The 18,668-nt window shown below is 63.2% G+C and carries 23 protein-coding genes and 1 tRNA gene; 19 read left to right on the top strand and 5 right to left on the bottom strand.

The features are described 5' to 3' along the window. Positions 1-51 precede the first annotated feature (51 nt). The 3 genes from OKW27_RS33400 to OKW27_RS33390 all read right to left on the bottom strand — a co-directional run bounded on the left by OKW27_RS33400 (position 52) and on the right by OKW27_RS33390 (position 4,964). On the bottom strand, positions 52-2,037 hold the full coding sequence (locus OKW27_RS33400) for a DNA topoisomerase IV subunit B (RefSeq protein WP_429335970.1): 1,986 nt from the start codon (positions 2,035-2,037) through the stop codon (positions 52-54). Between the two features lie 434 nt (positions 2,038-2,471). Further along, complete coding sequence (locus OKW27_RS33395; RefSeq protein WP_429336617.1) at positions 2,472-4,406, bottom strand: ATP-binding cassette domain-containing protein; 1,935 nt, start codon at positions 4,404-4,406, stop codon at positions 2,472-2,474. A 156-nt stretch (positions 4,407-4,562) separates the two neighbouring features. Further along, positions 4,563-4,964, bottom strand: coding sequence for a DUF4399 domain-containing protein (locus tag OKW27_RS33390; RefSeq protein ID WP_429335969.1), 402 nt, complete (start codon positions 4,962-4,964; stop codon positions 4,563-4,565). A 307-nt stretch (positions 4,965-5,271) separates the two neighbouring features. Between OKW27_RS33390 and OKW27_RS33385 the strand changes: the two genes are divergently transcribed. The 19 genes from OKW27_RS33385 (at position 5,272) to OKW27_RS33295 (ending at position 15,722) form a co-directional block, all read left to right on the top strand. Beyond that, entirely contained in the window at positions 5,272-5,463 is a 192-nt protein-coding gene (locus OKW27_RS33385) for a rubredoxin (RefSeq protein WP_090803595.1), read from the top strand. Between the two features lie 205 nt (positions 5,464-5,668). Further along, positions 5,669-5,743, top strand: a tRNA-Arg gene (locus OKW27_RS33380). 164 nt (positions 5,744-5,907) lie between these two features. Further along, positions 5,908-7,128 carry a tyrosine-type recombinase/integrase gene (locus tag OKW27_RS33375; RefSeq protein WP_429335968.1) on the top strand — a complete coding sequence of 407 codons (1,221 nt, stop codon included), beginning with the start codon at positions 5,908-5,910 and terminating at the stop codon, positions 7,126-7,128. A gap of 212 nt (positions 7,129-7,340) precedes the next feature. Beyond that, a complete protein-coding gene (locus tag OKW27_RS33370) occupies positions 7,341-8,432 on the top strand; it encodes a hypothetical protein (protein WP_429335967.1) in 1,092 nt (363 codons plus the stop codon). A 16-nt stretch (positions 8,433-8,448) separates the two neighbouring features. Then, positions 8,449-8,745: a helix-turn-helix transcriptional regulator gene (locus OKW27_RS33365; RefSeq protein WP_429335966.1), complete on the top strand. Its 297-nt coding sequence runs from the start codon at positions 8,449-8,451 to the stop codon at positions 8,743-8,745. Positions 8,746-8,747: 2 nt separating this feature from the next. Continuing rightward, complete coding sequence (locus OKW27_RS33360; protein ID WP_429335965.1) at positions 8,748-9,461, top strand: KilA-N domain-containing protein; 714 nt, start codon at positions 8,748-8,750, stop codon at positions 9,459-9,461. Then, positions 9,461-9,691, top strand: a complete 231-nt coding sequence (locus OKW27_RS33355; RefSeq protein WP_429335964.1) for a helix-turn-helix domain-containing protein — start codon at positions 9,461-9,463, stop codon at positions 9,689-9,691. The genes OKW27_RS33360 and OKW27_RS33355 overlap by 1 nt, the downstream gene beginning before the upstream one ends. Positions 9,692-9,831: 140 nt before the next feature. Further along, the gene (locus OKW27_RS33350; RefSeq protein WP_429335963.1) at positions 9,832-10,098 is read left to right on the top strand and encodes an XRE family transcriptional regulator; all 267 of its coding nucleotides are present in this window, start codon (positions 9,832-9,834) and stop codon (positions 10,096-10,098) included. Positions 10,099-10,326: 228 nt separating this feature from the next. After that, a complete protein-coding gene (locus tag OKW27_RS33345; protein WP_184068895.1) occupies positions 10,327-10,548 on the top strand; it encodes a hypothetical protein in 222 nt (73 codons plus the stop codon). Between the two features lie 28 nt (positions 10,549-10,576). Continuing rightward, positions 10,577-10,774, top strand: a complete 198-nt coding sequence (locus tag OKW27_RS33340) for a hypothetical protein (protein WP_429335962.1) — start codon at positions 10,577-10,579, stop codon at positions 10,772-10,774. Further along, positions 10,767-11,063, top strand: a complete 297-nt coding sequence (locus OKW27_RS33335; protein ID WP_429335961.1) for a hypothetical protein — start codon at positions 10,767-10,769, stop codon at positions 11,061-11,063. The genes OKW27_RS33340 and OKW27_RS33335 overlap by 8 nt, the downstream gene beginning before the upstream one ends. Continuing rightward, complete coding sequence (locus OKW27_RS33330) at positions 11,056-11,406, top strand: hypothetical protein (RefSeq protein ID WP_429335960.1); 351 nt, start codon at positions 11,056-11,058, stop codon at positions 11,404-11,406. Before OKW27_RS33335 ends, OKW27_RS33330 begins: the two co-directional genes overlap by 8 nt. Then, positions 11,403-11,687, top strand: a complete 285-nt coding sequence (locus OKW27_RS33325) for a CHC2 zinc finger domain-containing protein (RefSeq protein ID WP_429335959.1) — start codon at positions 11,403-11,405, stop codon at positions 11,685-11,687. Before OKW27_RS33330 ends, OKW27_RS33325 begins: the two co-directional genes overlap by 4 nt. Further along, positions 11,684-13,900, top strand: coding sequence for a DUF3631 domain-containing protein (locus OKW27_RS33320; protein ID WP_429335958.1), 2,217 nt, complete (start codon positions 11,684-11,686; stop codon positions 13,898-13,900). The genes OKW27_RS33325 and OKW27_RS33320 overlap by 4 nt, the downstream gene beginning before the upstream one ends. Then, the gene (locus OKW27_RS33315; protein ID WP_429335957.1) at positions 13,897-14,073 is read left to right on the top strand and encodes a hypothetical protein; all 177 of its coding nucleotides are present in this window, start codon (positions 13,897-13,899) and stop codon (positions 14,071-14,073) included. Before OKW27_RS33320 ends, OKW27_RS33315 begins: the two co-directional genes overlap by 4 nt. A gap of 56 nt (positions 14,074-14,129) precedes the next feature. Then, positions 14,130-14,426, top strand: coding sequence for a hypothetical protein (locus OKW27_RS33310; RefSeq protein ID WP_429335956.1), 297 nt, complete (start codon positions 14,130-14,132; stop codon positions 14,424-14,426). Positions 14,427-14,530: 104 nt separating this feature from the next. After that, entirely contained in the window at positions 14,531-14,794 is a 264-nt protein-coding gene (locus tag OKW27_RS33305; RefSeq protein ID WP_429335955.1) for a hypothetical protein, read from the top strand. 91 nt (positions 14,795-14,885) lie between these two features. After that, positions 14,886-15,263 (top strand): single-stranded DNA-binding protein, encoded by a 378-nt coding sequence (locus OKW27_RS33300; RefSeq protein ID WP_429335954.1) that lies wholly within the window; start codon positions 14,886-14,888, stop codon positions 15,261-15,263. Positions 15,264-15,347: 84 nt separating this feature from the next. After that, positions 15,348-15,722 carry an HGGxSTG domain-containing protein gene (locus OKW27_RS33295; RefSeq protein WP_429335953.1) on the top strand — a complete coding sequence of 125 codons (375 nt, stop codon included), beginning with the start codon at positions 15,348-15,350 and terminating at the stop codon, positions 15,720-15,722. 1,033 nt (positions 15,723-16,755) lie between these two features. Here the strand turns inward: OKW27_RS33295 and OKW27_RS33290 are convergent. After that, positions 16,756-17,172, bottom strand: a complete 417-nt coding sequence (locus OKW27_RS33290) for a DUF4279 domain-containing protein (protein ID WP_184045749.1) — start codon at positions 17,170-17,172, stop codon at positions 16,756-16,758. Between the two features lie 10 nt (positions 17,173-17,182). Further along, complete coding sequence (locus tag OKW27_RS33285) at positions 17,183-17,959, bottom strand: hypothetical protein (RefSeq protein WP_429335952.1); 777 nt, start codon at positions 17,957-17,959, stop codon at positions 17,183-17,185. Positions 17,960-18,668: the final 709 nt, after the last annotated feature.

The raw sequence follows: 18,668 nt of genomic DNA, 5'->3' as shown, positions 1-18,668 counted from the left end.
GTGTCCGTGTTTGGCTTGAAGTGTCGTATGCCGCATTGAGGCGCAATGCGCTCAGATGTCCGCTTCCACTTCGTTGCCCTTCTCTTCGAGCCAGCTGCGGCGCGACGCCGCTTCGCCCTTGCCCATCAGCATCGTCATGCGCGCGACGGTCGCATCGTAGTCGAGTTCGCCGAGCGCGACCGGCTGCAGGCGGCGCGTGTCGGGATTCATCGTCGTATCCCACAGCTGCTCGGCGCTCATTTCACCGAGACCCTTGAAGCGGCTGATCGACCACTGGTTGTCGCGCACGCCGTCCTTGCGCAGCTTGTCGAGAATCGCCTCGAGCTCGCCTTCGTCGAGCGCATAGAGCTTCTGCGCGGGCTTCTTGCCGCGCGCGGGCGCATCGACGCGAAACAACGGCGGACGCGCGACGCACACATGACCGCGCTCGATCAGTTGCGGGAAATGCTTGAAGAACAGCGTGAGCAGCAGCACCTGGATATGCGAGCCGTCGACGTCCGCATCCGACAAAATGCAGATCTTGCCGTAGCGCAGATTCGACAGATCGACCTTCTCGTCCGGATTATGCGGATCGACGCCGATCGCCACTGAAATGTCGTGCACCTCGTTGTTCGCGAACAGGCGATCACGTTCGGTTTCCCATGTGTTCAGCACCTTGCCGCGCAGCGGCAGGATCGCCTGGTATTCCTTGTCGCGGCCCATCTTCGCGGAGCCGCCCGCCGAGTCGCCCTCGACGAGGAACAGCTCGTTGCGGCCGATTTCCGTCGATTCGCAATCGGTCAGCTTGCCGGGCAGCACGGCAACGCCCGAGCTCTTGCGCTTCTCGACCTTCTGCCCCGCGCGCGTGCGCGCCTGCGCCTGCTTGATCACGAGGTCCGCGAGTTTCTTGCCATGCTCGACGTGCTGGTTCAACCACAGTTCGAGCGCCGGCCGAGCGAACGACGACACGAGCTTGACCGCATCGCGGCTATTCAGGCGCTCCTTGATCTGCCCTTGAAACTGCGGATCGAGCACCTTCGCCGACAGCACGAACGACACCCGCGCGAACACGTCTTCGGCGAGCAGTTTCACGCCCTTCGGCTGCAGGTTGTGCAACTCGACGAAGCTCTTGACCGCCTGATAAAGACCGTCGCGCAAGCCCGACTCGTGCGTGCCGCCCGCGGGCGTAGGAATCAGGTTCACGTACGACTCGCGCGTGAGCGGCCCTTCCTCGCTCCACGCAACGACCCACGCCGCGCCCTCGCCTTCGGCGAACGTCTCTTCGCTCGAACGCGAGCTTTCCGCGTAGCGCTCGCCCTCGAACAGCGGAATCAGCAGATCGCTGCCGTTCATGCCTTCGAGCAGATAGCCGCGCAGGCCGTCTTCGTATTTCCAGCTTTGCCGCTCGCCGGTTTTCTCGTTGACGAGCGTGACCTCGACGCCCGGCAGCAGCACCGCTTTTGAGCGCAACAGACGCTGCAATTCACCGAGCGGCAGGTTCGGCGAATCGAAGTACTTCGGATCGGCCCACGCGGTCACGCGCGTGCCGGATTTCTTGTCGGCCTTGGTGGCGGCACGCACTTCGAGCGGCTTCGCGACGTCGCCGTGCGCGAAGCTCAGTTCGGCGACCTTGCCGTCGCGCCACACGGTGACGTCGAGCCGCGTGGACAGCGCGTTGGTGACCGACACGCCGACGCCGTGCAGACCGCCCGAGAACGTATAGGCGCCGCCGGCGGCCTTGTCGAACTTGCCGCCCGCGTGCAAGCGCGTGAAAACGATTTCGACGACCGGTACGCCTTCGTCGGGGTGCAGGCCGAACGGAATGCCGCGGCCGTCGTCGTCGACCGAGACCGAATGGTCCGCGTGCAGCGTGACCGTGATTTGCCGGCCGTAACCGCCGAGGGCTTCGTCCGATGCGTTGTCGATGACTTCCTGAATGATGTGCAGCGGATTCTCGGTGCGGGTGTACATGCCGGGTCGTTGCTTGACCGGCTCCAGACCCTTCAACACCTTGATCGACGCTTCGCTATACGCGGCGTTTGGCTTTTTCGTAGACATGATTGACTCGGTGCGTCGGTTCATCGTTGTCCACAGGTCCTGTGGACAGGGCCGTGGACAATGCGTTGAGTATTCAAAAAAAGCGAAACGAAACAACGGGGTTAGGTGGAGCGCCCGCGATGCGGGCAAGCTGTTTTGTCGCGCGGCTTCCGTTGGCGCGCTCGAATGCCGAAGATGGACGCACAGCCCGCCGGGGAAGCCTGTTCGCGGGGTATTGTACTGATTTCGATCACCGCGGCAATTGACCCCGCGCTGAATTGGCCGACTGGATAAGGCGCGGCGGGCGTTGGGGGACATGCGATGGAGGATGGACGGCTCGCAGGACGGCGGCGCGATCGGTATCGGCGGAAAATGCACGGGCGCGCGCCGGCTGAATTTCGGTGCCGTGCGCGGCGGCGCTTTCTGTTGTTTTTGTGCCGGCCGCGCACGCCGCGTTACTTGACGCGGTTTTCCAGCTCGTCCCAACGTTCGAGCGCGAGCATCAACTCCTCGTCGATCTCTGCATAGCGCTCGGTCAGACGCGCGCCTTCGCGTGCATCTTTCGCGAACACCGAGCCGTCTTCGAGCTGCGCGCCGATTGCCTTCTGTTCGGCCTCGAGGTCGGCAATCATTTTCGGTAGCGCCTCCAGTTCGCGCTGCTCCTTGAACGACAGCTTCGCGCTGCGCTGCGCATTGCGGCCCGACGCGCTGTCCTTCGGCGCCGCTTCTTTCGGCGCTTCCTTGCTCGATTCTTTCTGCGCTTCGAGCGCGAGTTGCTCCGAGCGATCGCGCTGCGTCTGCCAGTCCGTGAAGCCGCCGACGTATTCGCGCCACTTGCCGCCGCCTTCCGAGGCGATCACCGACGTCACGACGTTATCGAGAAACGCGCGGTCGTGGCTGACGAGCAGCACCGTGCCGTCGTAGTCGATCAGCAGTTCTTCGAGCAGTTCGAGCGTCGGAATGTCGAGGTCGTTGGTCGGTTCATCGAGCACCAGCACGTTGGCCGGGCGCGCGAACAGGCGCGCGAGCAACAGCCGGTTGCGCTCGCCGCCCGACAGCGACTTGACCGGCGAACGCGCGCGCTCCGGTGCGAACAGGAAGTCGCCGAGATAGCTCATCACGTGCTTCTTCTGGGCGTTGATTTCGACCCACTCGCTGCCGGGGCTGATCGTGTCCGCGAGACTCTTTTCCAGATCGAGCGCCGCGCGCATCTGATCGAAATACGCGACCTGCGGATTCGTGCCGACGCGCACGTTGCCCTCGTCCGGCGCCAGATCACCGAGGATCAGCTTCAGCAGCGTGGTCTTGCCCGCGCCGTTCGGACCGACGAAGCCGATCTTGTCGCCGCGCATCACCGTGGCCGTGAAGCGGTCCACCACCGCGCGCTCGCCGTAGCGCTTCGTCACGTCCGTCAGTTCCGCCACGATCTTGCCGGACTTCTCGCCCTGACCGACGTCGAGCTTCACGTTGCCCTGCACGTTGCGGCGCTCGGCGCGCTCGTTGCGCATCTGCACGAGGCGCGCGATGCGGCCGACGCTGCGCGTGCGGCGTGCCTCGACGCCCTTGCGAATCCACACTTCTTCCTGCGCGAGCAGTTTGTCGAACTTCTCGTTCTCGATGCGCTCGACTTCCAGCTGCTGCGCCTTGCGCGTCTGGTACGCGGAGAAATTGCCCGGATACGACAGCAGCCGCCCGCGATCGAGCTCGACGATGCGCGTCGCGACGCGGTCGAGAAACGCGCGATCGTGTGTGATGAACAGCAGCCCAGCGCGCAGCGACACCAGCAGATCTTCGAGCCAGCGGATGCCGTCGAAGTCGAGATGGTTGGTCGGCTCGTCGAGCAGCAGCACGTCGGGCTGCACGACGAGCGCGCGCGCGAGCGCGGCGCGCTTCTGCATGCCGCCCGACAGCGAGCCGATACGGGCTTCGCCGTTCAGGCCGATCTGCTGCAGCGTGGTCGCGACGCGCGTGCTCCAATTCCATGCGTCCGCGGCGTCCAACGACGATTGCAGCGTGTTCATGCGCGCGAGCAGCGCGTCGTGTTCGGCGCCCTCGGGCGTGTCGGCGAGCTGATGCGCGACCGCGTCGTATTCGTCGAGCAGCGCGCGCGCCTCGGTGAGCCCGGCGGCGACCGCGTCGAACACGGTGTCGTCGGCGTTGAACTCGGGCTCCTGCGGCACGTAGACCGTGCTCAGATGCTGCTGACGCGTGACGAGGCCGTCGTCGGGTTTGGCCAGATCGGCGACGATTTTCAACAGCGACGACTTGCCCGCGCCGTTGCGCCCGATCAGCCCGACGTGCTCGCCCGCTTCGAGCGAGAAATCCGCGTGGTCGAGCAGCGCGACGTGACCGAACGCGAGCTGCGCTCCGGTAATGGTGTAAAGCGACATGGGAATGGGAGAAGACAGCGATGAGTCGGAACTGCTCATTGTACCGGGCGTAGGGCCGGCCGCAGGTATGCCGTGCGGGAACATCCGTGCGATGAAGCGCGCGACACAGTGTGCAACGCTATCGGCGCGGGCCGGGCCGGCCTTTCAAGCAGTTGCTTACTTGACGTGCACCGTGATCGTCTTGCTCATCTCCGGCCCATACGAGCGATGCGCGCCGTCGCCGAATTGCAGCGTCAGCGTATGGTCGCCCGGCGGCAGCGTCAGATCGGTTTCAGTCTGGCCTTTGCCGAAGTGCAGCGACTTGTCGGTCGCGGGGACGACCTCGCCCTTCGGCAGCGGCTTGCCGTCGATCAGCAGGTGATGATGCCCGGTGCCGTCCGTCAGCGTGCCGGCGGGCACGATCTTCATGCCGTCAAGGCCAAACACGACGTGCACCGGATTGGTGACGGTCGCGCCGTCCGCCGGTTGCACGAAGGTCACGCCCTCCGCCTGCGCCACACCTGACCCGGCGAGTAGCCCAGCCGCCGCGACGCCGACCAACCATCGGTTTATAAACATCGCTTTCTCCTTTGGAAACGAAACCCGGCGATGCGGCGCCGCCAGCGGCCTCTCCGAGACCGATCGTCTCAATACGTGCGAAGCGAGCGCCACATCTGTCCAATCGAATGGCTTGCAGGTCAAAGCGTACACGGCTTGTGTGACGAGGCCCGTCGCGCGAACCCGGGCTCGCCGCAGAGGCGTTGGGGCGGCGCCGCTTCGGTCGTCTGCGGCTGATTTGACAAATTCCGGTAATATTGCGGGTCGCCGCGCCGCCCCATAAAGGGGCAGAGCAAGCCGGCCATTGCATTGAACGAGAGAGCGTGTCGTGAGCGAAGTAATCGAAGTGACGGAATTCAAGAGCTGGGTCTGCCTGATTTGCGGTTGGATCTACAACGAGGAAGACGGTCTGCCCGAAGAAGGCATCGGACCGGGCACGCGTTTCGCCGACATTCCGGAAGACTGGCGCTGCCCGCTGTGCGACGTGGGCAAGGCGGAGTTCGCGGTGGTGGAGTTTTGACAGTGAGATGAGCTTGGGGCGATAGGCGCGGTTGCGTGCGCTTCGTCAGATGCTCAGGTGGTTTTCGCGGCCCGGCAGGCGATGTCTTCGGGGCGTTTGTTTTTGCGGGATTTGTGCGAGGCGCGGGCGGCTGCTGGCTTGGCTCTCCTCTTGCCCGCGCCGGTTTGATATACTCTGCGCTCGCCGATCTGTCCGGCTCGGTCCTCTCCCTGTAGTTCAATGGATAGAACAAGTGCCTCCTAAGCGCTAGATACAGGTTCGATTCCTGTCAGGGGGACCAACTAAGCTCCAAACGTTCGCCACGTTTCACCACAAAACCCCGCCCAGCCCAGCCTAGCGGGGTTTTTTGTTGCCAACGTCGTCAAGGTTTCACCATTGACAGCGGGGGTATTGCGGGGGTACTTATCGGGGTATCAATCGACCCCCTCTTTCAGATACCCCCAAATGGCACTGACCGACACCGCGATCAAGAACACAAAGCCCGCCGAGAAGCCGCTCAAGCTGTTCGACGGCGGCGGCCTGTTCCTTCTCATAACACCGGCGGGCCAGAAGTACTGGCGGCTCAAATATCGGGTTGCCGGAAAAGAAAAGCTGTTAGCGATCGGCGTCTATCCCGATGTTGGTCTGGCGGCGGCAAGAAAGAAGCGCGACGAGGCGCGTGAGCTACTGGTGGATGGAATTGATCCGGGCGAGGCAAAAAAGGATGACAAGCGCTTGCGCGCCCTGAGCGCCGCGAATTCATTTGAGGCGGTGGCGCGGGAGTGGTTTGAGGGGCAACGAGGCGGATGGACGGCGGGCTACGCCGAAAAGGTTATTGCCTCGCTGGAGGGGGACGTGTTCCCCACCCTTGGCAGCAAGCCTCTCGCTGATATAGAGGCTCCCCACCTGGTCGAACTGCTGCGAACCATAGAGTCCCGAGGCGTCCGCGAGACAGCGAAGCGGATATTGCAGCGCAGCCGCGCCGTGTTCCAGTATGCAATCATGACCGGGCGATGCTCCCGCAACCCGGCAAGCGACGTTGACGCCGCTGTCATCCTGAAGAAAGGGCCGGGAGTACAACACATGGCCCGCGTAAAGGCGCTGGAACTGCCGGAACTGATGCGGGACATTGCCGGATATAGCGGCGACCTTATAACCCGGCTGGCGCTCGAACTGATGGCTATCACGTTCGTCCGGACTGGCGAACTGATCGGCGCGAAATGGGGAGAGTTCGACACTACCGCGGCGGAGTGGCGCATCCCTGCTGAGCGTATGAAGATGCGCACCCCGCATATCGTGCCGTTGAGTCGCCAAGCACTCGCCGTTATCGAGCAACTACGCGAGATGAACGGCAACCGGGATCACGTGTTCCATAGCCCTCAAAGCCGTGGCCCCATCTCGAATAACACCATGCTCTACGCGCTGTACCGGATGGGCTACAAATCCCGGATGACCGGGCACGGGTTCCGGGGGCTGGCCGCAACGACGCTGCGGGAAATGGGCTACTCGCGTGACCTCGTAGACCGCCAGCTAGCGCACGCCGAACGCAATCAGGTCACGGCGGCATACGTCCACGCCGAATATCTGCCCGAGCGACGCCAGATGATGCAGCACTGGTCCGACTTTATCGAAGCTTCGCGGGCTGGCGGGAAAGTGGTTACTGGAAAGTTCGGTTCGGCGGCGTGAAGCCCTCTGTGGTCTGCCCCCACATCGCATTTGCACGCAAACCCTGACGCCGCATTGCGTTAATGGTGGGGCAAACAAAAGTACAATCATCCACAATCGTTGCCACGTACCGGCAACCGGCAAGTCACACCGCGCCTAGCTCGACGGGGCGAAAACCGGGCTCCCTTACCCGGCTGGTGCGGTTCCTCATAAGGGCTTTGCGTGAGGGAGCAATGACCGTCCCGTCTGCCGACGCCTTTCTGGATTGCATCCGACAGCTTCGCGATGTCCCTGTTCCGGAGTTGTACTGCGAATTCCGCATCGAAAGATTTGCACAAGAGAATGACGACGAAGGCCGTGCGCTCGTGCGGCGCGCCTACGCCGACATTTACGAACGTCGCGTGCGCGCGTGTGATCACGGCACGGTGAAATGGCTCTGGAACGACCCTGCGTTCCAGAGCGCGTGGAAAAGGATTCGCGGCCGCCGCCCGCCCGTCGAGCCGACGTGGTACGCCCATGAGGACGAGGCTTTCCTGAACCGAAAATTCGCCCAACTCAAAGAGGCTGCGTTGTCGGGCGATCGGGCGCAGTTCTTCAGTCACGTTCGCGTGGTGCTCTATGACCATTTCGCGGCGTGGGACTGGTTGATCGGTCTAACTGAAGCTCTGCACGAATATCTCTATCTCGACGCTGCGAAAATCGCTGCGACAAACCGTAAATGCATCACGGAACGGCTTGCAGCGGCGATCAAGGGTATCGAAGCGCTCGCGCAGCTTGCGGACGATCCTTTTGCTAGCGCGCTATACGAGTCTGTCACCCGTGGCACGGGGCATCATGCTCGCCTCTCGGAAATGGCGGGAACGCTGTCTGGTCTGAAGGAGATGACTCTCATTGATCCAGAGAACCTCTACCCGATTGCCCGGCTCGACGACACGGTTAAAGAGCGCTTATTCGTGTGGCGCATCGCTCAATTGAATCGGCGTAGATGGCGCGTTCCTAAGACCGCCCTGATTGCCGACCTGATGGCGATCGAGGGCTTTGCGACGCAACCTGATGAACGAACCGTCGAGCGTCAATGCGCTGCCTTCGACGATCAGCTTACAAGGTACTACCGTCAATTCGACACTACTGCCGCCGGCAAACGCATTGCCGTTGATGCAGCACTTTGGCGAAAGCAGCACCCTGGACAAATCGAAGCGTACCTAGCGGCACGAAAACTCAAACCGAGGCGAACAACTGCCGGGGCAAAAAACGCCACTGTGGAAGCATCAACTGTCGGGACAGAAACAGCGCAAAACGAAGAATCGACTACCGTTATCAAGTAGGGCGGTCGTCCATAGCATGTGCCACGTTCAACAACCTTTTTATGAGGTTCACAACGTGGCTACCAAAACAGCAAACGCGCAACCGTCCGGCGGCGCGCATCTCTCCCTTCCTGAATCTCTGCCGCTCGACGGCTATTCACGCTGGCAGAACCTGCGCGGGTTCGTGCCGTTCAGCCGCGAGACCCTGCGCAAACGCGAGCTTGAGGGTAAGTTCCCGCGCCGGATTCACCTGACGCAGCGATGCGCCGCATGGTCGAATCGCGAGCTTCACCGCTGGTTTGCCGATCCGGCGAACTACCGTGCGGAGGCCTGAGCATGGCGACGACCAAAAATGAAAAGGGCCGCACTCCCGCGAAGAGTGCAGCCCTGACGACCCGCGCCAATGATACCGCGCTGCGCATCGAGTACGACGGCGAGCTCGTGAAGTTCACGAAAGATGGCTGGATCAACGCTACGCAGGTCGCCGCCCGTTTCGGTAAGCGTCTGGATAGCTGGCTGAGAAGCCCAGAGACACAGGAATACATAGCCGCATTGGCAGCCGCCATAAATTCCCACGATTCGGGGGATTCAATCCGCACCCAGCGCGGCCGTAGCGGCGGGACGCGCCTGCATCCGAAGCTAGGCGTCCTGCTGGCCCGCTGGTGCAGCGCCCGCTTCGCCGTCTGGTGCGATCTGCAAATCGATCACATCCTGCGGGGCGGCTTGAGCCTGCTGGAAAAGGATTCCCGCTCGCGCAGCACGACGCCGGACCGCGAACCGTTGTTGACCGTCGCCGCCGCCATCGTCGCCCGTCATCGTCTCCCGTTCGGCGCAGTGTACGAAGCGCTAGACCTGTTCGCAGGCGTGACCCACGCGCGCGAAATGACGTGTGCACAGGTCGCGGACACTACCGCTTTCGGCGACCGCCTGCTCTCGGGCACCGCAACACCCGCCGACTTTGCGCGCATCGAAGCCCATCGCACGCAGCTCGGCGGCGAGCGTGCGCAACTGCCGTTAGTCGTCGGCGGCCTGCTGGCGGGAGGCCTCTGATGAGCGACCGCAACTCCGCCGCCAGCCAGCGCGATCGCCTGTTGCGCGCATTGCCTCACGGCCCGGTCGACACGCAGCACGCGAGCCGCCACCTCGACATCATCCACCCGCCGCGCCGCGTGTTCGAGCTGCGCAAGCTCGGCCACCGCATCACGACCTCGTGGGTGTGGCGCACCACCGAGGCCGGCGAGCGTCACCGCGTGGGCTTGTACGTGTTGGAGGGCCGATAGCATGGCTCATTGCTTGACACCTAGGCGGAATCCGCCTACATTTGTCCGTATGGGCAGCGCATCCGCGCGGCCGCTATCCGAAAGGAACCATACTATGCAACCCTACGTTTGCGCCGCCGTGCGCACTGGATTGACACGCCATGCTCTACGAACCGCCATCCGTGGCGCAACTGAAACAATGGAAGGAGAAGCTCGGCTTTTCCGGCGCGCAGATGGCCAACATTCTCGGCCTGAAGAGCGCACGTCGCTGGCGCGAGTATGCGGAGGAAGCGAAACAACAGGGGATTCCACCAGCGAACCTGTTTATGGCCTGCGCGTTGGTAGCGCTCTCTCCTGCGCAGGTCGATCACGTGCTGAAGCTGATGCGCGAAGTGGGCGCAACGATCGACCTGAAAACACCCGAATAACCGCGCCACCTGAGCCCCACCGCGCCCGCGATCGCCGGGCGCAATCTCCCATTCAATCCATCATCACCAACGCCTTGCGCGCCGCCGCGCTGGCTGACACGTATCAGGATGCGCTTGACATTACCGGCGACGCGCTGCGCTTGCTGGCGGAAATGTCCGCAAATAATCCCGGCGTAATTCGTCGTATCGAAAGCGCTGAGTACTCCTACACGGTAAGCGGAGACGACCATGCGTAAGAACACGACTACGCCCGCAGCCCTCACGAATGAGGAAATCGACCGCATCGGCTACGCACTGGCAAAGCAGGTTCCAGACATGGAACGAGGCTTCACCATTCAGACGAGCTACGGCGAACTGCGGATCGACGCCGAGGATGCCCCGCGCTTTGTCGCGCTCGCCCGCAACCTCCTGCAAAAGCAACTCAAGCGCGCGGAGGTGAGCCATGTCTAACCTCGCACGCACACAGCAAGAAAGCAGCATGACCGAGCTGGACGCCGCCGTTATCCGCGTTGATCAATTGCAGGCGCTCGCCAGTCTTCTGAGCCTCGAAGAAGTCGCCGAACAGTTCGCCGGCATGTCGACCACCGCGCAGGTCGCGCTGTTCGGCCTGCTCGATGACAGTCTGGGCGACGTTCGTGCAACGCTGGTTCGCGGGATGGAGGCGGCACATGGCTAACACGACGAAGACGGCCGCGCCGGTCGCGACGCAACCGCTCACGCCGGAACTCACCGCACGTCTCAATGCTGGCGTCCGCGACGTGAGCGCCGTGGCGCTCAGTTACATGGAATTCGCCGATAGCCTGTTTGCAGCTATCTCGATGGTTTCGCTTGAGAATTGCGCCGTCGCAAAGGGGCTTGCGGACATCGGCAGCTATCTGACCGAACACGCAATGGCGAGCGTGGAGGCCGAATCCGACCACTTGGGCGAGATTGTGAAGAACGCCGCCGAGGCCGCACATGGCTGACAACATCACGACGCTCGACGCCGCGCTCGAGGCGGGTATTGAGGCGACCGACGCGGCGCGAGCTGCATTCCAGCGAGTCGCCGGGTTGCTCGACGCAATTCACTTTCTCGCCAAACAGATCGACGCGAAGCACATCGCAACGCTTGCGGTTGAGGGATTGCTGGTCGCGAACGATAGCGCAGACACCGCTTTCGACGATTGCGCCACGCTGATTCGCTCGCGCGATACCGCCGAAGATCAACGCAGGCGCCGCCACCAAAGAGCATCGAGGCCGGCGCGAGCCACCCGCGCACCTTCGCGTGCGCGTAGTACTAAGGATTCCTCACAGGAGGCGCGCCAATGAAGCACGGCCAATTTCGACGCGATCGGCTGCCGGACGTGCGCGCGGTGCTCGACATGCTCGGACTGACCGCCGCGAAGATCAATGCATCGGGCTACGGGCAGACGTTCTGCCCCGTGCATGGCGAAACGCACCCCTCACTTTCCATTCACATGGAGCGCGGCAACTGGCGCTGTTTCGCGTGCGGCGCGAGCGGTGGCGACGTGCTCGAACTGTACCGCCGTGCGCGCGGGCTGACCTTCGTACAGGCGGCGCGCGAGCTGGGCTGCTGGGAGTCTCAATGAACGCAGTAATCGACAATCACGACCCGTTCGGGCTGGAGGCGTGGAAGGATGCCGCGCGCCGCCTGTTCGCCTTCAAGACGGCGGAAGGGTTTCAACCGGCCGCGTTGCACCTGTACCGCGCCGCCGACGGTGCGATCCTTTACGCCCGCGTGCGGCTCCACAAGCCGCTTGATGGCGGGGGCCGCGAGAAGTTCATCCGCCCTTTCTGGCACGACGGGAGGCGCTGGACGCACGGCGAGCCGAAACAGGAGGGCGGGAAGCTGCTGTATGGCCTGTGCGAGGCGTTGGCCGCGCCGGATGCCATGCTGGTGATTCCCGAGGGCGAACAGAAGGCGGACGCGCTGACGAGGATCGGCGCGGGCCGCCTTGTCGGCATCACGAGCGGGAGCGCGACGAGCGCGGGCGGCGCGGACTGGTCGCCGCTGGCGGGCCGTAGCGCGCTGCTGTGGCCCGATCACGACGATTCGGGGACGCGATACGCCGACGAGGTAATGGCGAAGCTCGGATCGGTAGGGTGCGCTGTCGAGCGGCTGGACGTGGCTGCGATGGGCTTACCGTCGAAGGGCGACGTAATCGACTGGATGGAACAGTTCAAGGTCGCGCACGGCCGCGCGCCGGATGCCGATGACGTGCTGGCTTTGCCGCGAGTGGGCGCACCGCCAGCGGTACCGGCAACGGCCGGGGGGACCGTACCCGACGACGCGCCGACGGCCGACGCCGAAGGCGACGCCGCGCCGCCAGAAACCGACGACCACGTAATCGCGCGCCTGGCCGCGCTCAGGCCGATGGAATACGACCGGGCACGCAAGTCGGAGGCGGCCCGGCTGAAGGTCCGGCCGACCACGCTCGACGCGATGGTCAGGGAGGCGCGCGGGGAAACCGGCACCGGCGAGCCGTCACCGTTCCAGGACGTGGAACCGTGGCATGAGCCGGTGGACGGTACTGAACTGCTGGCCGGAATCGCGCGGACCATCCGCCGCTTCATCGTGTGCGACCCGGAAACCGTGACGGCCGCCGCGCTGTGGTGCGTCGCCGCGTGGCTGGTCGATCACGTCGGCACCTGTCCGATCCTGCTTGTCAACGCCCCGGAAAAGGCGTGCGGCAAGACGCAACTGCTGACGGTGGTGGGCCGCATGGTGCCGCGCCCGGCCCAGGCGGCGGGTATCTCGCCGTCAGTACTATTCCGCATGATCGAGAAGTATCAGCCGACGCTGCTGGTCGATGAGATCGAGACGGTCCTGACGAAGGAAGCCGAAGACCTGCGCGGGCTGCTGAACGCCGGACATACGCGCGATTCGGCTTTCGTGTGGCGCAGCGTGGCGGTGGGCGACGACTTCGAGCCGAAGCGCTTCAACGTGTTCGGCTTCAAGGCGCTGGCAGGGATCAACGCGGACCGGCTGGCCGAGACGATCACGAGCCGGTCGGTGGTGGCCGCGCTGCGCCGCAAGCTGCCTCACGAAAGCGTCGAGCGCCTTCGCCACGCCGAGCCGGGCCTGTTCGATCGGCTCCGGGCGAAGATCGCGCGCTGGGCCGAGGACCACGCCGACGCGATCCGCGCCGCGCGCCCCGAGCTGCCCGCCGAGTTGGGCGACCGCGACCAGGGCAACTGGGAACCGCTGCTTGCGGTGGCCGATCTGGTTGGCGGCACTTGGCCCGCGTGGACGCGCACGGCAGCTATCAAGCTGTGCGGGAACGGGAGCCAGTCGCAGAGCCGGGGGGGCGAGCTGCTGTCGGATATTCAGGACGTTTTCGACACGCACAAGGCGCAGCGCATCTTTTCCGCCGACCTGCTGGAGCGTCTTTGCGAAGATGAAGAAAAACCCTGGGCGACATGGAACCGTGGAAAGCCGATAGCTCTCAAGCAACTCGCAACCCGGCTTGGCGAATACGGCATCAGGAGCGCCCAGATTCGCATCGGCTATGAGTCGAAAAAGGGCTATTTGCGTAGTCAGTTCGATGACGCATTCAGCCGATATTTGCCTTCTTCTCCGGCTTCCCCCCTTTCAAGCGAAACAACGAAACAACCCAAGACTGGCGTGGCTTCCAGCGTTTCCCCTGTGTTTCGTGTTTCCGATGAATGCGAAACGGGAAACAGACCCGAAACGCTGGAACCGTTGTCAGATAAGGGTTGTTTCGTTGTTTCGGGAGAAAAGGGGAAAGCCGGGGAAAACGGAAATTCTGTGACCTGTGACGAACCGGAGGAGGACATATGAGCGTTGCTGAAATCCTGTGCAGGGCGCGCGAGTTGGGTGTCCGTCTGCGGGTAGAGGGTGACCGGGTGAAGATGAAGGGGCCGCCCGAGGCGCTGGCCGAACTCAAGCCCGAAATTGCCGCAGAGAAAGAGGAAGTCATGTCGTTCCTCCGGGCGATGGGCAGCGCGCGCTGATCGACCCGGACGGCGGCGTATATCTGCCATGGGGACCGCACCTGTCACCCGATGACATGTTCGGGATGCGCGCCGAGCTGGCCGAACTGATCGAAGACATGGCCGATGCCGAGGACTGGCCCGCGTCATATCGCGATGAAGTGCTGGCGCGTGCGATGCGCGGGCCGTTGCATGACCTGTTGCCGAATCTGCATTACTTCCGCGAGCGCGTAGCCGAGTTCTCCGCCGAGTGCGAGGCGCGCGCGCTGTTGCGCCGCCGCGCTTGGCGCGCGAACGAGGATCTGTCGAAGCGCGGTTATTCGGAGGCGCGAAGCACGGCCGCGACCCGCCAGCCAGGGAAGGTGCGCCGATGACGGAGCGCATCCGCGAACCGATGCGGCACGGCGGCACAGCATCGGAAACCAGTACGGGAGGCCGTCGTGATCAATGACCTGTTTTTCACCGCGAAGGAAATGCAATGACGATTCAGAACGAGTACGTACTGGCTGAAGCAACCGCGACGCTCCTGTTGAGCGAGAACTGCGGCATGGATCTGGTCACCATGCAGGCGACTATTGCGCAGCACCTCTGCGACCGCGGCGACAGCCTGAACGACGAGACGCAGACGATCCTGCGCGGTGTCATGGTGGCGCTGAATGTCATGCATCGTCAGATGAACGTGATGGCCTCTTCGCTCGGGTTGCCGCCCTATCGCTCGGATATCGAGGGGGGCGCACAATGATGTGCGAACCGAAAGCGGGGTCCGGTCGCATCCGCGTCCCGATGGCGGACGGCGAGCCGCGGCGGCCACTCAATAACCAAGGGGGAGTTGCATGATCGACGGACTGATCGCGGGGAAGCTGTACGGCACCGCGCAAACACGCACGGGACAGAGTGGCAAGACGTTCGTCACGGCGAAGGTGCGCGCCGCCGGCGGCGACGGAGAAACGCTGTTCGTGAACGTCATCACGTTTTCGGATACGGCCGCCGCCGCGCTGCTCGCGCTCGAGGACGGCGACGCTGTGGCGCTGGCCGGCACGCTTTCGCCGAAGGTCTGGACGGACAAGCACGGCGAAGCCCGCCCGGCGCTCGACATGGTGGCGCACGCGGTGCTGACCGCCTATCACGTGCGGCGCAAGCGCAAGGCCGTGCAGCCAGAAGAACCCGGCCCGGTCGACGGCGCGCATCGTGACATGGACGACGATCTGTGAAAGCCCGGCGGCGCGCAGCGATTGCGTCGGCATCCCGAATTTCTTCAGTCCACCACGCGCGCGCGTTTGCACAGAGGGGCCACCATGACGACTGACGCAGAGAAGCGGCGACGCCTGAAAGCGCACTACGCCGAGTGCGATCGCGTGCGGGCACTGCGCGACGAGCTCGAACGTGCCGCCCACGCGCGATGGCTTGACCACCTTGTGATCTCCGGGCCTCGACGGGCCGGGCGGCCGCCCATGCCGGCACTCCCCGTTTGCCCACCCTTCCCTGATGATCTGCTCGGGCTTCGGTGCGGCGCGAAGACCCGGGCCGGAACACCCTGCAAGCGCGTCGACCTGTACGGGAGCGGGCGGTGCAAACTGCACGGTGGGCTCTCCACCGGGCCGACCACGCCCGAGGGCAAGGCACGGGCCGCACGCAACGGCCACGCACCCAAACGGAAGCGGAGCCCATGAGCGGTTCATAAAAGTTAATATCCGCGTGTCATGCGGCGTCCATGTTTGAGCGGTATTGAAACCATGCCGCGCCGCGCGGTAGCCACTCAGGTATCCACGGAAAACGCAGTTACCACGCTGGCGGTTACCACTCTGGTTACCACGGTTTGGGCGGTTCGCACGCTGGTAGCCATCGGTCAGTGCGAACCACGGCGAGCGCGCCGCCCGTCACGGCTTTGCGGCTGGTTCGCGGCCGTTGGTTCGCGCTCAGGTTCGCACGGAAAACGGCCTTGCCGACTGCGAACCAAGCGGGGACCGGTTGCCACCGGAAGCGCCCCGCGAAGCCCCGCCAGCCAAGCAGAGCGGCTGGTTGCCACGCGTGAGGTTGCCACGCAGGTTGCCACGGAAACCGCCCATCTGACGGGGCTGGCGCCGGTTACCACTTGCTCGGTTACCACGCAGACGGGGAGTTTTTTTCCCCTATTAAAGAGCGTGGAACGGGAAAGAAACGCCGGGAGTGTCAACAGGACGGGCTCCCCGGACGCATTCCCAGCTACGCAAACCGGCGGCGCTCACGGAAAAAAAGCCGGACTCCGCCGCGCGCACCGGTCGCGAAGTGTCGATGTACAAACGGCGGACAACCCGGCATTGTCCGCATAACGCCGCACGAAGGCACGAATAGGTGCAAGCGGGAAAAGCCCGCAAAGCCCTGTCGCGCAAGGCCGCGCGGGGTTAGCCGTTACTGCGAAAGTTCGGACGGTGCGAAAAACAAGTCCAAACGAAACAACGCCCGTTTGTACCGGCTAGTTAATGCGCGCCGAATTTCTTCAGTCCATCACGCGCGAGCGCGGCAGGGTTTTTTCCGTCTATTAAAAGGGGCGGCGGGCGGCATCAACCGTCGCTCGAAGGGCGCCACGCGATCACGCAGACGCGCCGCCAGATTTCCCGTTCCCCCGTTTGGGGGAGCGGCGTCGAACTGGCAGCCGGGAAAGACGGGCACAAAAAAGCCGACTCGCGAGGGTCGGCTTCTGCGTTTGGGCCGGCTCACGCCGCGCTATCGGTACTCGTCAATCTCGACCGTGCCGCCCATCGCTTCCATCAGGGTGCGGATATCGTCGGGCACATCGGGCACGCGGTCGCCGCTCTCGTTGTACCAGTAACAGAAGAAGCGCATCCGAAGTCCCTTGTCTGCGAGCAGTTGGCCAAGTTCCGCTCTCGGCAGATTCAGGCGCCCAATCAGGTAACGCAAATGCGGCTCAAGTGAATCGCTACGAACTGCGCCCTCACTGCGCACGCCCCAAAGGCCAACGCGGCCCGGCGCGCTGCTCGGTCGCCCAGACGGTGTGGTGAACGGCTGTCCCTTGGTAATCGCTGTATCCGGCTTGATGTCGAAATACGCCGTCCAAAAGGCTGGCTCCAATGAGTCGCCGGATATGTAAAAGGTCGCGTGCGCAAGTTGGTGATCTGCCATTGGAGCGGCCTCAGTTTGCCCAGTCATGAAAATTTCCGATGTGGTTACCATTAAAGTACACGTCGCCGTTGTCATGCCAGATGACGTTATCGGCTGGCCCCAAGCCATTGCCTGGCTTGAACCTGTGCAAGATAGCCCCAAACGTCTTGCGGTCATACCCCAGCATCTTCGCTGCGTAGTTTGGGTTGTTCGTGCTCGCGGCGAGTTCAACGACATCGCCGCTCAACGCATCAGGCACATACTCAAACGGCTGCGCGTCGCCGAGCAGCGTTGATGCGCCTCTATCGCTAGCTCTGGCTGCGCGGGCAGCGTTCAGTTGGGTTTGCCAGGTGGCCGGATCGTACTGCACAGACAGAAAGGGTTCGCCGTTCGGGTGACTGCCGGTTCTCGCTACGGGATTCATTAACGGCGTGCTGCTGTACGGTGACGGAAACAGGCCGTGACGCGGACCTTTAACGGCAAGCAGTTTGCCCCGGCGAACCTCTTCGAGAAGCGCAACGATGACCCACCAGCCATCGGCGTCAGGATCGCGGTCCCGGACCCTATGAAAAAACAGCCAGCTGCGGCCAATGAGATTCCTGACCAGCTTCCGGTCCTCCTCCCACTTCCTGCGATTCAGTGCGGCGATAGCAAGAAATTCCCGCGTCTCCGCCCTGGCCCTCTCAAGGTCTGCGGCCTTGCCGAGGCACGCTTTATAGTGCCGTTCGTCGCAGATGACATAACAGCCACCCGGTGGCCGCTGGCAGAACAGCTCTACGGAGTGCATTTCAAGTACGGACAGGGACATAGGTGTGTCGATGGTCTATCTGAAGGCGCTGCCGGGGTTGACAGCAGTCAGATGATTACCGTGCGACAGGCAGTACGTACATGGGCGACCGCCCAAAATCTCCATGGCTTTCGATGAAACAGAAAAAGGTGCCCCCAAGAACATTGCGGTTTTTCGCGCCCGGAGCGCGGATGCTCGCGGGCAGCGACCGTACCGCCGGTCTATGACATTTCCAGCCGCGATCCACCTCCTGCACGTCACGAGCCGGCACGTGCAGCGCGATTGTACGAACACCCCCATTCGGGAAACGACATGTTTCCTCCGCGTCGATCTGAGGCGGGTATACGTAGCACGGAACAGGGGCGGAAAACTGCACACGACAATTTATGACGATTGCCGACGGGTGCGCCTTCTGCTCGGAAAGCGCATCGCCGCGGCAGATGCGAACCTCGACACGCTGAAGGCCAGCCCTTCGTGCATCAGGGATGCGGCCCGTCTCGTTGCGCCCTGTGGATAACTCCCGTGCACGTCATTGCCCAAAAAATAAGCAAAACAGGGACATCACGCAGACCCTTTATTGACGTGCAATTCCCGTAAAGCGGACAAAATCTATCCACAGGTCGACAATGTGATAACGGACGTTATGTAAAATTGCGGACGTTATCGCGATTTCTTTCCGCTTTACGGTAGACGCGCTATTCTCGCCGCACACCACTCTCACGCGTACGCG

This window comes from Paraburkholderia sp. 35.1 (genome assembly GCF_050436525.1).
Lineage (GTDB): Bacteria > Pseudomonadota > Gammaproteobacteria > Burkholderiales > Burkholderiaceae > Paraburkholderia > Paraburkholderia tuberum.
This window is presented reverse-complemented; position numbering and strand designations above follow the sequence as displayed.

Excerpts from the sequence above, each read along its gene's own strand:
- OKW27_RS33400 (WP_429335970.1), bottom strand. The coding sequence starts at position 2,037 with ATGTCTACGAAAAAGCCAAACGCCGCGTATAGCGAAGCGTCGATCAAG.
- OKW27_RS33395 (WP_429336617.1), bottom strand. The coding sequence starts at position 4,406 with ATGTCGCTTTACACCATTACCGGAGCGCAGCTCGCGTTCGGTCACGTC.
- OKW27_RS33390 (WP_429335969.1), bottom strand. The coding sequence starts at position 4,964 with ATGTTTATAAACCGATGGTTGGTCGGCGTCGCGGCGGCTGGGCTACTC.
- OKW27_RS33375 (WP_429335968.1), top strand. The coding sequence starts at position 5,908 with ATGGCACTGACCGACACCGCGATCAAGAACACAAAGCCCGCCGAGAAG.
- OKW27_RS33370 (WP_429335967.1), top strand. The coding sequence starts at position 7,341 with ATGACCGTCCCGTCTGCCGACGCCTTTCTGGATTGCATCCGACAGCTT.
- OKW27_RS33365 (WP_429335966.1), top strand. The coding sequence starts at position 8,449 with ATGTGCCACGTTCAACAACCTTTTTATGAGGTTCACAACGTGGCTACC.
- OKW27_RS33360 (WP_429335965.1), top strand. The coding sequence starts at position 8,748 with ATGGCGACGACCAAAAATGAAAAGGGCCGCACTCCCGCGAAGAGTGCA.
- OKW27_RS33355 (WP_429335964.1), top strand. The coding sequence starts at position 9,461 with ATGAGCGACCGCAACTCCGCCGCCAGCCAGCGCGATCGCCTGTTGCGC.
- OKW27_RS33350 (WP_429335963.1), top strand. The coding sequence starts at position 9,832 with ATGCTCTACGAACCGCCATCCGTGGCGCAACTGAAACAATGGAAGGAG.
- OKW27_RS33345 (WP_184068895.1), top strand. The coding sequence starts at position 10,327 with ATGCGTAAGAACACGACTACGCCCGCAGCCCTCACGAATGAGGAAATC.
- OKW27_RS33340 (WP_429335962.1), top strand. The coding sequence starts at position 10,577 with ATGACCGAGCTGGACGCCGCCGTTATCCGCGTTGATCAATTGCAGGCG.
- OKW27_RS33335 (WP_429335961.1), top strand. The coding sequence starts at position 10,767 with ATGGCTAACACGACGAAGACGGCCGCGCCGGTCGCGACGCAACCGCTC.
- OKW27_RS33330 (WP_429335960.1), top strand. The coding sequence starts at position 11,056 with ATGGCTGACAACATCACGACGCTCGACGCCGCGCTCGAGGCGGGTATT.
- OKW27_RS33325 (WP_429335959.1), top strand. The coding sequence starts at position 11,403 with ATGAAGCACGGCCAATTTCGACGCGATCGGCTGCCGGACGTGCGCGCG.
- OKW27_RS33320 (WP_429335958.1), top strand. The coding sequence starts at position 11,684 with ATGAACGCAGTAATCGACAATCACGACCCGTTCGGGCTGGAGGCGTGG.
- OKW27_RS33315 (WP_429335957.1), top strand. The coding sequence starts at position 13,897 with ATGAGCGTTGCTGAAATCCTGTGCAGGGCGCGCGAGTTGGGTGTCCGT.
- OKW27_RS33310 (WP_429335956.1), top strand. The coding sequence starts at position 14,130 with ATGTTCGGGATGCGCGCCGAGCTGGCCGAACTGATCGAAGACATGGCC.
- OKW27_RS33305 (WP_429335955.1), top strand. The coding sequence starts at position 14,531 with ATGACGATTCAGAACGAGTACGTACTGGCTGAAGCAACCGCGACGCTC.
- OKW27_RS33300 (WP_429335954.1), top strand. The coding sequence starts at position 14,886 with ATGATCGACGGACTGATCGCGGGGAAGCTGTACGGCACCGCGCAAACA.
- OKW27_RS33295 (WP_429335953.1), top strand. The coding sequence starts at position 15,348 with ATGACGACTGACGCAGAGAAGCGGCGACGCCTGAAAGCGCACTACGCC.
- OKW27_RS33290 (WP_184045749.1), bottom strand. The coding sequence starts at position 17,172 with ATGGCAGATCACCAACTTGCGCACGCGACCTTTTACATATCCGGCGAC.
- OKW27_RS33285 (WP_429335952.1), bottom strand. The coding sequence starts at position 17,959 with ATGTCCCTGTCCGTACTTGAAATGCACTCCGTAGAGCTGTTCTGCCAG.